The 12504-nt window shown below is 67.6% G+C and carries 15 protein-coding genes; 7 read left to right on the forward strand and 8 right to left on the reverse strand.

Annotated features, from left to right (window positions below; all coding sequences use genetic code 11):
• On the forward strand, nucleotides 1–433 hold a 433-nt coding region (locus DI624_RS06450), incomplete at its 5' end, for a DUF6065 family protein (protein ID WP_291536798.1).
• Between the two features lie 48 nt (nucleotides 434–481).
• Here the strand turns inward: DI624_RS06450 and DI624_RS06455 are convergent.
• From DI624_RS06455 to DI624_RS06480, 6 genes are all read right to left on the reverse strand, one after another.
• Nucleotides 482–1045 carry a hypothetical protein gene (locus DI624_RS06455; protein WP_291536799.1) on the reverse strand — a complete coding sequence of 188 codons (564 nt, stop codon included), beginning with the start codon at nucleotides 1043–1045 and terminating at the stop codon, nucleotides 482–484.
• A 100-nt stretch (nucleotides 1046–1145) separates the two neighbouring features.
• Nucleotides 1146–1778, reverse strand: coding sequence for a LysE family translocator (locus tag DI624_RS06460; protein ID WP_291536800.1), 633 nt, complete (start codon nucleotides 1776–1778; stop codon nucleotides 1146–1148).
• 74 nt (nucleotides 1779–1852) lie between these two features.
• Nucleotides 1853–2455: a hypothetical protein gene (locus DI624_RS06465; RefSeq protein ID WP_291536801.1), complete on the reverse strand. Its 603-nt coding sequence runs from the start codon at nucleotides 2453–2455 to the stop codon at nucleotides 1853–1855.
• 80 nt (nucleotides 2456–2535) lie between these two features.
• A complete protein-coding gene (locus DI624_RS06470) occupies nucleotides 2536–2997 on the reverse strand; it encodes a hypothetical protein (RefSeq protein WP_291536803.1) in 462 nt (153 codons plus the stop codon).
• Between the two features lie 82 nt (nucleotides 2998–3079).
• Entirely contained in the window at nucleotides 3080–3853 is a 774-nt protein-coding gene (locus tag DI624_RS06475) for a metallophosphoesterase (RefSeq protein ID WP_291536804.1), read from the reverse strand.
• A gap of 12 nt (nucleotides 3854–3865) precedes the next feature.
• Nucleotides 3866–4654 (reverse strand): hypothetical protein, encoded by a 789-nt coding sequence (locus DI624_RS06480; RefSeq protein WP_291536805.1) that lies wholly within the window; start codon nucleotides 4652–4654, stop codon nucleotides 3866–3868.
• Nucleotides 4655–5039: 385 nt separating this feature from the next.
• Here DI624_RS06480 and DI624_RS06485 point away from each other — a divergent pair, with 385 nt between their 5' ends.
• Nucleotides 5040–6041, forward strand: coding sequence for a ribonucleotide-diphosphate reductase subunit beta (locus DI624_RS06485; protein ID WP_291536807.1), 1002 nt, complete (start codon nucleotides 5040–5042; stop codon nucleotides 6039–6041).
• A 712-nt stretch (nucleotides 6042–6753) separates the two neighbouring features.
• Entirely contained in the window at nucleotides 6754–7017 is a 264-nt protein-coding gene (locus DI624_RS06490) for a hypothetical protein (RefSeq protein WP_291536808.1), read from the forward strand.
• Between the two features lie 15 nt (nucleotides 7018–7032).
• On the opposite strand, the gene DI624_RS06495 is transcribed toward DI624_RS06490, so the two are convergent.
• Complete coding sequence (locus tag DI624_RS06495; protein ID WP_291536809.1) at nucleotides 7033–8505, reverse strand: HAMP domain-containing sensor histidine kinase; 1473 nt, start codon at nucleotides 8503–8505, stop codon at nucleotides 7033–7035.
• Nucleotides 8502–9251, reverse strand: a complete 750-nt coding sequence (locus DI624_RS06500) for a TVP38/TMEM64 family protein (protein ID WP_291536810.1) — start codon at nucleotides 9249–9251, stop codon at nucleotides 8502–8504. The genes DI624_RS06495 and DI624_RS06500 overlap by 4 nt, the downstream gene beginning before the upstream one ends.
• A gap of 126 nt (nucleotides 9252–9377) precedes the next feature.
• Between DI624_RS06500 and rpmH the strand changes: the two genes are divergently transcribed.
• From rpmH to yihA, 4 genes are read left to right on the forward strand one after another with little or no spacing between them, the layout of a single operon-like run.
• Nucleotides 9378–9512, forward strand: a complete 135-nt coding sequence (rpmH, locus tag DI624_RS06505) for a 50S ribosomal protein L34 (RefSeq protein ID WP_003164000.1) — start codon at nucleotides 9378–9380, stop codon at nucleotides 9510–9512.
• A gap of 30 nt (nucleotides 9513–9542) precedes the next feature.
• Entirely contained in the window at nucleotides 9543–9959 is a 417-nt protein-coding gene (rnpA, locus tag DI624_RS06510) for a ribonuclease P protein component (protein WP_291536838.1), read from the forward strand.
• Nucleotides 9956–11752, forward strand: coding sequence for a membrane protein insertase YidC (yidC, locus tag DI624_RS06515; protein WP_291536839.1), 1797 nt, complete (start codon nucleotides 9956–9958; stop codon nucleotides 11750–11752). Before rnpA ends, yidC begins: the two co-directional genes overlap by 4 nt.
• Nucleotides 11749–12402: a ribosome biogenesis GTP-binding protein YihA/YsxC gene (yihA, locus tag DI624_RS06520; protein ID WP_291536840.1), complete on the forward strand. Its 654-nt coding sequence runs from the start codon at nucleotides 11749–11751 to the stop codon at nucleotides 12400–12402. Before yidC ends, yihA begins: the two co-directional genes overlap by 4 nt.
• Nucleotides 12403–12504: the final 102 nt, after the last annotated feature.

Raw genomic sequence — 12504 nt, forward strand, 5'->3', positions numbered from 1 at the left:
GCCGGGCTGGGGGATGATGTGTTCGGGGTCGCCCAACCATGTGAAGGACGGCATCCAGCCGCTGGTCGGCCTGATCGAGACCGACTGGCTGCCCTTCCCCTTCACGATGAACTGGATCTTCACCCGGCCGGGGCGGATCACCTTCGAGAAGGGCGAACCCTTCTGCTTCGTCAATCTGATCGAGCACAAGAAGGTGGAGCAGTTCCAGCCGATCATCCGCTCCCTGGAGTCCAACCCGGTAATGAAGGGCCAGTTCGAGGCCTGGAACCGCGCGCGCACCGATTTCAATCAGCGTCTGGCCGGCGGAGATCCCGACGCGGCCAAGGAGGCGTGGCAACGCTATTACTTCAAGGGCGAGGTGCCGGAAAACCTGGGCGCCGCGCCGGCCACCCACTCCAACAAGCGCCGGCTGAAATCGCCGCGCGTCGGCTGAGGGCGGTCCATCGGCCCTCCGTCGCGAGACGAAGGGCCGAGGTTCGGATCACGAGGCCGGGCGCGTGACCTGCGGACCCAGGTTCTGAATCACTTCGCGGGCGTCGAAGGCGTTGGGGTCGTTGGCGGGCTTGGGTCCGCGGCCCAGGACGATCTCGGCGTTGGCCTCGAAACGGTCGATCTGGCGCACGTCGAAGTCGTTGGCGCCCCAGCGGTCCCATGGGCTCCAGAAGCCGCCGCGATAGTAGCGCCACGATGGCCCCCAATAGGGGCCGTAGAAGCTGTTGTAGCGCGAATAGAAGGGATCGGGCGTGCCGACGTAACGGGTGTCGCGGTCCGTGGCGCGGTTGACGGTGGCGAACCAGTCATAGCCGCTTTCGACCGTCAGTTCCGCCGAGCGCAGCAACAGGCCCATCTCGACCTGCTCTCGCGAGGTCACGGAATTTCCGGAGAAGCTGACGCGGTAGCGGTTGGTCTCCAGCCGCTGCTCGGCATAGCCGCCGCGCTGGCCGTTCAGACCGGCCGGCTGGTACGGCGTGGCGGTGGCGCAGGCGGCGAGGGCCAGCCCCGCGGCCACCGTCATCGCCAGGGTCTTCATGGGTAGGGACTTCATGACATCAAAACTCCTTGATCGCCCATTCGGGCGCGCTGACGGCTGAACGGAGCATGAACGGCGGCGTTCCCGACCAATCTAGGGCGAAGCTTGGCCAGGTCTAGAGCCGTGCGACGATCAGCACCGCCGCCGTCATCAGCAGCACGCCGACAAAGACGCCGAATCCCTTGCGAAAGCGGGGCTGCTGCATTCGTCGCGACAGGGCGGCGCCGGACAGGGCGTAGGCGCTCATCGACATCATGTCCATGCCGATGGCCGCGACGGCGAACAGAGCCATCTGCGGCGCGACGGGCCTGTTTACGTCCACGAAAGGCGGCAGGACGGCGGTGAAGAACAATATGGCCTTGGGATTGGCGATCTGAACCGTGAAGCCGTCGATCAGGGCGCTGCGGCCCCGGCGGACCTCGACATGGTCGGGCTGGGCGGCGCTGGCGAAGGCGCCGCGCAAGGCCTTGACCCCCAGCCAGGCGACATAGAGGGCGCCCAGGACGGCGATCACCTTGAAGGCGGCGGGAAAGGCCTTGACCAGGGCGCCCAGGCCCAGGGCCGCCGCGCCGAACCACACCAGGGTCGCCGCATTCATGCCGATCACCCCGACCAGGGCCGAGGCGCGGCCCTTTTCGACCCCCGTCGCCACGGCGAAGAGATTGGCCGGACCCGGCGTGACCGCCATCACCGCCATGACCCCGAGGAAGGTCGAATACAGGTGCGGATCGACGGGCAGGACGGACATGCGGCGCGATGTCGCCGGTCCGCCCCGCGCGGTCAAGCCTGACGGTCAAGCTTGGTCGATGACCCGCGACGAAATCAGGCGCCGGGGCGCCGGGGGGCTTCGGGCGGGGGCGGCGGGGCAGGCGGCGCGGGCGGCTCGACCGCTTCCGCCGTGACGGTGTCGGCGGCCTGGTCCAGCGCATATTGGGCGATCAGCCCATATGTGACCATTTGATCGGGGTCGGGGTTGGTCCAGGCGCTGTTGCGGACGATGCCGGTCGCGGCCGCGACGCCGTGCTGCGCTCCCTCCTCCATCGCCTGTTTGACCTCGGGGTCGTTCAGGGCTTCGGCGACCAGGGCGTCGACGTCGATCTCCTTCAGCGCCTCGGCCGCCATTTCGGCGGCGTGCTGGGTCGTTTCGGCCGTAAAAGCGGCCACGTCGGGGGCGTATTCGGACCACAGGGCGGCGATCCGGGCGCCGCGCTCGGCCTCGCTCAGGCTTTGGTCCTCGGAAATGGCCTCGGCGCGTTTGCCGAAGGTCTCCATCCGCGCCTCGAAGGCGCTGGCGGCGGATTCCAGCCGCGCTTCGGCCGCGCGGGGCGCAGCGTCATGGGGCGCGGCGTCCTCCTGGGCCGTCGCCGCATGGACGGACAGCGGGGCGAGGATCAGGGCGGCGCTGAGGCCGAGAAGGCGGATCATGGGACGGCTCCCTGGGAACGACCCGCGCAGCCTCCGCCCTCCGTCGCCCCGCCTCAAGTGAAATCGCGGTAAGGCGCGACCTACTGCGGCTGGGCCGGGGCGGGCGCAGGCGCCGCGGCGGCCTGTTCGACCTGAGCGCGCACCATGGCCGGTATGGATTTGATCTGGGTCGCCGCGGCCGCCATCTGGTCGGCGGGCGCCCCCTGGGCCGCTGCAAAGGTCTGCATTTCGGCGGCGAAGACGTCGGTCTCGATCTGATAGCGCGCCTGCAGGGCGTCCAGGTCGGTCTTGGCCTTGGCCTTGTCGCCCTGGGCGGCGGCGGCCTGCATTTCCGAGGCCATGGTCTCCATGCTCTTGCCGAAGGCTTCGCCCTTGGCTTCGAAGGCCGCTTCGGCGTCGCTGTCTTCGTCGGCGGCGGGAGGCGCGGCCTGCTGCGGGGCGTCGGGGGCGGCTTGGGGCTGGGCCTGGGGCTGGGTCTGGGCCAGGGCCGGGCCGCTCAGGGCCAGGATCGCGACGACGGCGATGGAGGACAGAATACGCATGGAAACGCTCCGGGACAGGCCGCACGCGGCCGATGGGCGGACCCTCGCCCGGTCCGCGATCACCCATCCTGGCCCATAAGCTTCAGATGTCAAAGACCCGATAGGGTCTGTCGCCCAGGGTCTTCAGCACCGGCAGGGCGACATTATAGACGGGAACCCCCCGGTTGGTCCGCCCCTCCGGCCCGCCGCGATGGGCGTGGCCGTGCACCACCAGGCTGACGTTGTCGTAGCGGTCGATGGTCTCGGCCAGGCGCGACGACCCCAGGAAGGCGTGGATCTCGGGCGGCTCGCCGGTCACGGTCTCGACCACCGGCGCATAGTGGAGCAGGACGACCGAGCGTTCGGTGCGAAGCTTGCGTATGGAGTTCTCGATCAGATTGGCGTCCTCGACCGCCTCCTGCACGAACCGCTTGATCGAGGCTTCGCCGAAGGACGACAGCATATAGCGGCCGAAACCGCCGACGAACCCCTTGCCTCCGGCGAAGCCCACGCCGTCGATCTCATAGGCCTCGCCGTTCAGCATCCTGACCCCGGCGTCGGTCAGCATCCGCTCGACCTCCTCGGGCTGGCCGCACTCGTGTTCGTGATTGCCCAGGACGCCGACCATCGGAATTTTGCAGAGTTTCAGATCCTCCAGCAGCCGCTCCACCTCCGGCGTCTTGCCGTAGTTGGTCAGGTCGCCGCACAGACACAGGACGTCGGCGTCGTCCGACACCCGTTCGAACAGATCGCGATATGGGCGCTCGCTGGTTTCGCCGACATGCAGGTCGCCGACGGCGGCGACGCGCATCTTCCTGGCCGGACCCGGCTCGAGGCCCGGCTGGGGCGTCTGGGCGGCCACGGTTGCGTCTGTCATGCGGCGGCCTCCTCAGCGACCCAGGTTGACGGGATCGTGGCGCTCCTCCAGCCCCTTGCCGACTACGTCGCCAAAGCCCCATTCGGCGACGTCGGCGACATAATCGCGCGGGCTGAACAGTCGGCCGCGACACACCTTCACGCGCGGCGCGGGCAGGTCGATCTGGGCCGTCAGGCGCGCCACCAACTCCTCCATCAGCCAGCGCGGCACGCGGTCGCGTTCGGTCGGATAGGCGAAGCGGAAATTCAGCAGATGCGCCGCCAGAACCTCCCAGTAGAGGTCCATCTGGTCCAGCAGGCTTTTCCAGTCGATGGCGTCGGACTGTTTCAGGATGACGTGGTTCACGTCCGCCCCGTCATAGCGATAGCGGTCCTGGATGAAGACCTTGGACAGGATCAGGGCCGTCGGCGGGGTGATCTGCACCTGGTGGCCATAGACGGTGATCCGATCCTCGCCGAACCAGCTGTCGGACACCGCGATGGTGCCGTTCGACATGGCGAAGATGACGTCGAAGAAGTGTTTCTCGTCCTTCCAGACCTTGGCGATCCAGCGTTCGTCCTCGACGTCGGTGCGGTAGCCGTGCTTCTGGAAGAAGGCCAGGATGCGGGGATAGTCGCCGGGCTTGCAGAAGACGTCCAGGTCCTTGGTCGGACGCCGGATGCCGGTGTAGGCCGTGACGGCGTATGTGCCGGACAGGAGGAAGGGAATGCCGCTTTCCTTCAGCAGGCGCAGGCTTTCCTCGTAGAAGGCCAGGGCGTCGGCCGGGGGTTCGAACGTCGGTTCGGCGATCACGTCTGACATCGGCTGCACCCTCCCTGGCGAGGGCTGGGAAACGAGCCCGGTCCGCGCCGGTTCCGGGGAGGCGCCTAAGCCGTCGAACACGGGATCGTCAGGCCTTCATTTCATGGCCGTCGCACGACAGGGGCCGTCTCTCGACGAGGCGATGCGGTCGTCCGCCTTCGAGGCGGTGTTCGCCGCGCGAGGGCGGTCCCGACAGAGACCCAGGCCGCCCGGCGGGACCGGATAAATCGGTCCCCAGCCTCCTCCCCAGGATTCTCTCGGCAAATCCACTAGATGTAGCGGGTAGGACAATTTTGACCGCAAGATAGAGCGATTTCGGCTTGGCGCCGCCGGTTCGGAGTCGCATGGTGAATGCGTCTTCGGAATCGCTTTCAGGTCCAGTTCGATGAGCGCCAGCACCCCGATCATCCATCCCGAACGCGCCGGTCTTCTGACCCCGTCTCTCGCCTACAAGCCGTTCCGGTATCCGTGGGCCTTCGACATGTGGAAGAAGCAGCAGCAGGTCCACTGGATGCCCGAAGAGGTGCCGCTGGGCGAGGATGTCAAGGATTGGGCCTCGACCCTGAACGACGGCGAACGCAACCTGCTGACCCAGATCTTCCGTTTCTTCACCCAGGCGGACATCGAGGTTCAGGACAACTACATGGAGCGCTACGGCCGGGTGTTCAAACCGACCGAGGTGAAGATGATGCTGGCCGCCTTCGGCAATATGGAGACCATCCATATCGCGGCCTACGCCCTGTTGCTCGAAACCATCGGCATGCCCGAAAGCGAGTTCGGCGCCTTCATGGAATACGAGGCCATGCGGGACAAGCACGACTACATGGGCCAGTTCGGGGTCGACAGCGACGCCGACATCTGCCGGACCCTGGCCATGTTCGGCGGCTTCTCGGAAGGGGTTCAGCTGTTCGCCAGCTTCGCCATGCTGATGAACTTCCCGCGCATGAACAAGATGAAGGGCATGGGCCAGATCGTGTCCTGGTCGGTGCGCGACGAGAGCCTGCACTGCGAAGGCATCATCAAGCTCTACCACGCCTTCAACAAGTGCAAGACGGTGGTGAACATGGAGGACAAGTTCATCGACCTGGCCTTCGAGATGGGTTCGGTGGAGGGCATGACGCCCGAGGACATCAAACAGTACATCCGCTTCATCGCCGACTGGCGCCTGCGCCAGCTGAAGCTGCCGGAAGTCTATGGGGTGACGGAAAACCCGCTGCCCTGGCTGCAGTCGCTGCTGTCGGGCGTCGAACACGCCAACTTCTTCGAGGCGCGCGCCACCGAATATTCCAAGGCCGCCACGCAAGGGAACTGGCACGGCGCCGACGGCGTCTGGACCGAGTTCGACCGGATGATGGCCCGTCGCGACATGAGCCTGGTCGCGGGCTGACCCGGCGCAGACGCTCGCTCGCCGCCTAGCGCGCCGGGCCGACCGGCGTCCCGCAGGCCGAGCGGACGCCCGACTGGCACAGACGCACCTGTTCGCGCCAGGCCGCGTAGTCGCGATCGTACCGATCCTGGGCGGCGGGTCGCCTCGGCGGCGGCGCGGGCCTGTTCCTCGGTCTGACGCACCGCGATCTGGTGGCGGGCCAGGGCCGCGTCATAGCCCAGGCGGGCGTCGGCGTCGGCCTTGTCCGCAAGGGCGTTCCGGGCCGCGATCTCGTCGTTCAGGGCGCGGGTGGCGCGAAGTTCCTCCTCGGTCTGCTTGTCGTCTCCGGCGCGGCGATAGGCCTCGCCGCGCGCCCTCAGCAGGGCGTCGCGATCCGCCGGGTCGGGCAGGGCGCGCTGGTCGCGATAGGCGTCGGGCCCCGCATACGGCCGGGTCTGGTCGAGCACGGTCGGCGCCGCGCCGCGGGGCGTCGTCTGGGGCGTCGTTTGTGGCGTCGTCTGGGCGAGGGCCGACGCGCCCGCCGTCCCCAGGGCCAGGACGAAGAGGGCGGGACGTAAGATCATCGGACTTCTCCTTGCAGCGGCCGGTCATGCGCAGCTTGGCCATATCGGACCTTCTGGACAACGCCGAAGCCATGAAAAGGTGGCGCGCGGCCCAGCTTCGCGGCATGGTCCGCCAAGAGCCTTCCCGACCCTCGATTCAGAGACGACGCATGATCCTCAGCACCTCGTCCGGCGACTTCCCCATTCCCGCCGAAGTGGCGCGCCAGCTGCCCAATGTCCCGGCCTTGCCGGATGAATCGGCCGCCGACGCCCGCCTGCAGATCGAGGACTTCCGCCATTGGCTGGACGCTTCGCCCGAACACGCCATCGACTATGAACGGCTGCGGCGCTGGCACCTGGTGCAGGACGAACTGGCCGCCCAGGCCAAGGCCGAGAACCGCGCCTTCGTCGTGTCCGACGACGGGCTGGAATAGGCGCCTTCCCCGGCCTCAGGCCGGCAGGCGCAGTTCGAACGTCGCCCCGGACCCGTCCGTCTCGACCAGCCGCAAATCCCCGCCGTGCAGGGCGGCCAGTTCGCGCGAGATGGTCAGGCCCAGGCCCGTGCCGTCCGAGCTTTTGGAACTGACGAAGGGTTCGAACAGCCGCTCGGCCAGGCGGGACGGAATGCCGGGTCCGTCGTCGGCGATCCTGATCACGCAGAAGCCGTCCTCGCCGAAGGCGCTGACGGTGACGGCGCCCCGGCCGCGCCGTTCCGGCGGACGGCCGGGATCGGCCTCGATCGCCTGGCGGGCGTTGCGCATCAGATTGACCAGGATGCGGTAAAGCTGGTCCGGGTCGGCCTCGACCGCGAACCGGGCGGGCAACTGCTTGACCAGGCGCACGCCCTCGGGGTCCAGCCCGGCGTCCTCGGCCGCCAGGGTCAGGGCCTTGGTCAGGACGACCCGGGTCTTCTGCGGCGCCGGCTCCTCGCTCTTGCCGTATTCCAGCACGTTGCGCGACAGGCTGGCGGCGCGGCTCAGCGCGCGCTCCAGCCGCGGCAGGGCCTTGGCCACCTGGGGGTCGGCCGAGGAGGCCAACCGGTCCGACGCCATCTGGGCCGAGGTCAGCATGTTGCGCAGATCGTGGTTGATCTTGGCCACCGCCTCGCCCAGCGCCACCAGGCGCGCGCGCGAGCGCAGGGAATGGCGCACCTCCTCCTGCATCCGGCTGAGTTCGCGCTCGACCCGACCGATCTCGTCGTGGCGATCCGACGGCGTCTCGGCCTCGCTCTCGGGGTCGGCGGCGAACCGCTCCATCGAGCGCGTCACGCGCCGAAGCGGCCGCAGCACCAGAAGCGCCAGGCCGCCGTACAGAAGCGCGCCGGCCGTCACGGATATCAGCAGCGACACCATAAGGCTGTTCAGCAGAAAGGCCCGCAATTCGATCTTCAGCGGCTGGGCCGGGGTGACGATCTCGATGAAGTCGCCCGAGCGATAGCGCGGCTTGGCCTGGACCCGCAGCGAGCGGTCGGGGTGGCCGAACAGGGTGCGCCAGGGGTCGGTCAGCCGCGCCCAGCTGTCCTGGCGTCTCAGGTCGATCAGCTCGGGCGCGCGCGGCAGATTGGGCGCCTGGAGCAGCAGCCGCCGCACCCCCTGTTCGGTCAGGGCCACGGCCTGGACCCCGCCGATCCGCATCAGTTCGGCGGCCGTATCGTCCTCCACCGCGCTATAGGGCAGGGCCTCGACCCCGACCGAGGCCAGTTCGGCGGCCTGCAGCCGGTCGCGCAGCCAGCGTTCGTGGAAGGCCGCCAGGTTCGGCCCCATGATCAGGGCTTCGACCGCCAGGGTGAAGGCGGCGGTCAGCAGCAGCAGTCGCGCCGACAGGCCGTCGGGCGCGCGCGGAGTCAGCCGTTCGCGCCACGCCGCCGCCTGTTCCGGCGTCAGCTTCAGTCGCGCCGCGACCTGGTCGAACAGGGCGCTCACGCCGGCCTGCCCGCGATCCGCCGGGCGCGGATCATCTGAAACAGCTTGATGCCGACAGGCAGCAGCAGCGACAGGAAGACCACCCCCATCAGGGGCCAGAAGAACTGATGAAGCAGCAGCGGCAGGTCCGGCCGCACCCCCGCCTTCAGCAGGTCGCCCAGCCGCGAACCGATCCAGGTATAGATGAAGGTGGACGGCAACAGGCCGATAAAGGTGGCGACCACATAGGGCCTGAGCGGCACCGCCATCATCCCCGCCGTGGCGTTGACCAGGACGAAGGGGACGCTGGGGATCACGCGCAGGGTGAACAGGGTGGTGAAGGCGTTGCGGTCGATCCCCTTGGCCAGCCGGTCCATGACGCCGGCGTCCGCCTCGAACTTGGCGCGCAGCCAGGTTCCGATCGAGGTCCGATAGACGTAATAGATGACGACCGAGCCGAGAGTGGCCCCGGTCGACTGGGCCAGGGCGCCGACATGGGGCCCGAACATCATCCCGCCCAGCAGGGTCAGGAAGACAGGCCCCGGAATGGTCGAGGCGGTGGCCAGGGCGTAGACGGCGACGAAGGCGCCCAGGGCGGTCCACCAGTGGTCCTGCGCATAGGCCTGAAGGTTCAGCCCGTGCTCGCGGATCAGGTCCATCGACAGATAGCGGTTCCAGCCCAGGGCGAAGAAGGCGACCACCAGACCGGCGACGGCCGCGAGCGGCGCCAGCCGCAGGCCCCATTCCCTCGCCGTTCGTTTCGCCATAGGCTCGTCATTCCCGAAATGCCGACCGAGCGTTGACTCGCGCGGTCTTGCGACTTATACGCCCGCCCTTCCTGCGGCGGACGCCTCTTGCCCCGTCGCCCAACCTTTTAACGTCAGGAGCCGACCGTGAAGCGGACCTATCAGCCGTCGCGACTCGTGCGCAAGCGCCGTCACGGCTTCCGCAGCCGGATGGCCACCAAGAACGGCCAGAAGATCGTTGCGCGCCGTCGCGCCAAGGGCCGCAAGCGTCTGACGGCGTAAGCGGCTTATCGCGTCCCGGTCTCTGGACGCATGAGCGACCCTTTACAGATCAAGCGTCTGTTGCGGCGGCCCCAGTTCCTGGCGGCCGCCAAAGGCGTTTCCGAGGCGCGCGGGGCCGTGGTGATCCAGCGGCTGGATCGCGGCGACGGTTCGTCGCACATCGGCCTGGGTTTCACCGCGACGAAAAAGATCGGCGGCGCGGTTCAGCGCAACCGCGCCAAACGCCGTCTGCGCGAGGCGGCGCGGGCCATGCTGCCCCGACACGGCATGCCCGGCAGCGACTATGTCTTCATCGCCCGCATGGGCACGACCGAGCGCGCGTGGGACCGTCTGCTTGACGACGTGAAATCCACCCTTACAAGGCTGGCGACACCGAGACACGATCGGGGGGCCGACCGGCCTCCGCCCGCCCGCGCCCCATCCGGCCAGGACCGCCAGAATCCATGAAAAACGAGAACACGCGCAACACGATCATCTTCATCGTGTGCTCGGCCCTGATCATGGGAATCTATTATTTCGCCGTCCTGCGTCCCCAGGCCGAGCGCCGGGCCGTTCAGCAGAAGGCCCACGCCGAACAGTCGCAGACGGCCGAGAACGCCGCCCGCACGGCGCTGAGCCCCCAAGGGCCGACCTTCGTTACCGACCGCAGCCAGGCGCTGAGCAGCGCCGCGCGGGTGCCGATCCAGTCCGGCACGCTGAAAGGTTCGCTGTCGCTGCAGGGCGGGCGGATCGACGACCTTTTCCTGACCGACTATCGCGAGGTCCAGGACAAGCCCCAGCCGGTGGAGCTGTTCCGCCCGCAGGGGATGCAGAACGCCTATTTCGCCCAGTTCGGCTGGACCGGGCCGAACGTGGCCGGCGGCGTGCCCGGCCCCAACACCCTGTGGCGCCTGACCAGCGGCTCGACCCTGACGCCGGCCACGCCGATCACCCTGACCTGGGACAACGGCCAGGGGCTTCGCTTCACCCGCGTCATGTCGGTGGACGACAGATATGTCTTCTCGGTCCAGGACACGGTCCAGAACCTGGGAACCCAGCCCATCACCATCGCCCCCTACGGCAGCGTCCAGCGCCAGGGCGTGCCCCCCTCGGCCGGCTCCTCGCACATCGTCCACGAGGGCGCGATCGGCACCTTCGGCAAGCCGGGCGACTACCGGACCGAGCAGAAGAAGTACAAGGACTGGCTGAAGGAGCCGCGCATCGAGAACGCCTCGACGGGCGGCTGGCTGGGCATCACCGACAAATACTGGCTGGCGGCCCTGCTGCCCCAGCAGAACGAGGCGGTCGAGACCGAATTCCGCGTGCGCGGCGAGGGCGCCGCCCAGCAGCTGGAAGCCAATGTCCTAGGCACGACCCGCACCATCCAGCCCGGCGCGACCGCGACCGAGACCCAGCGCCTGTTCGCCGGGGTCAAGCGCGCCGAGGTGCTGAAATCCTACGAGCAGAGCCTGAACCTGCCGCGCTTCGTCTATGCGATCGACTGGGGCATGTTCTGGTTCCTGACGCGACCGATCTTCTGGATCCTGGAGAACGTCTACGGCCTGGTCGGCAGCTTCGGCGTGGCCATCCTGGCTCTGACCGTCATCGTCAAGCTGGTCATGTTCCCGCTGGCCAACAACGCCTACGCCTCGATGTCCAAGATGCGGAACCTCCAGCCCAAGATGGAGGAGATCAAGAAGAAGTTCAAAGACGATCCGCAAAAGCAGCAGCAGGAGACCATGGCCCTGTATCAGCGCGAGAAGATCAATCCGGTCGCCGGCTGTCTTCCTCTGGTACTGCAGATCCCGGTCTTCTACGCCCTGTACAAGGTGCTGACCGTCACCATCGAAATGCGCCATCAGCCGTTCCTGGGCTTCATCCACGACCTGTCGGCGCGCGATCCGTCGTCGATCTGGAACCTGTTCGGCCTGATCCCGTGGGATCCGGCGGCCGCGCCGCTGATCGGCGGCCTTCTGGCCGGCCCGCTGCACCTGGGCCTGTTGGCCATCGCCTACGGCCTGACCATGTGGCTGCAGACGGCGATGAACCCGCCGGCGACGGATCCGATCCAGCGCCAGATCTTCCAGTTCATGCCGCTGATCTTCACCTTCATCATGGCGCCGTTCGCGGCGGGCCTGCTGATCTACTGGGCCTGGTCCAACGTCCTGACCATTCTGCAGCAGTACGTCATCATGCACCGTTACAAGGCCGAGAATCCGATCGACGACTTCCTGGCGCGCTTCAAGAAGTCGCCGGCGTGATCGAAGAGACCGCGTTCACGCCCCAGGAGATCGAGGCCGCGCGCATCCTGTTCGCGCGGTCCGCGACCTTCGTCATGGGCGCGGCCAAGATCGAGCAGTTGCCCGATCCCGACCTGCCCGAGATCGCCTTCGCTGGCCGGTCCAACGTCGGCAAGTCCAGCCTGATCAACGGGCTGGTGGGCATGCACAAGCTGGCGCGCGCCTCCAACGAGCCAGGCCGGACGCGCGAGGTGAATTTCTTCGACCTGGACGGCCGGCTGCGCCTGGTCGATCTGCCCGGCTACGGCTGGGCCAAGGCGTCCAAGACCACGGTCAAGAAGTTCCAGGACCTGGGCCGAGACTATCTGCGCGGGCGGGTGACGCTGAAGCGGGTCTATCTGCTGATCGACAGCCGCCATGGCCTGAAGTCGGTGGATGCGGAGGCGCTGGACGCCCTCGATCTGGCCGCCGTCAGCTATCAGATCGTCCTGACCAAGGCCGACAAGCTGAAGACAGGCGAGGGCGAACGGGTTCAGGCGGCCACGCTGAAGGCCATTTCCAAACGCCCCGCCGCCTTTCCGGTGGTGGCCCTGACCTCGTCGGAAAAGGGCCTGGGCCTGCCCGAACTGCGCGCCGAGATCATGCGCACCACCGGCGCGACGCTGGATTAAGTCCTTTTCGTCATCCTCCGGTCTCCCCCTCCCCCTCCGTCGCGGGGATCGCCCGAGGATCACGAAGGAAAAGCACGCGAACGAAAAGGCCCGGAGATCGTT

This window comes from Brevundimonas sp. (genome assembly GCF_003248455.1).
In the GTDB taxonomy this organism is placed as follows: domain Bacteria; phylum Pseudomonadota; class Alphaproteobacteria; order Caulobacterales; family Caulobacteraceae; genus Brevundimonas.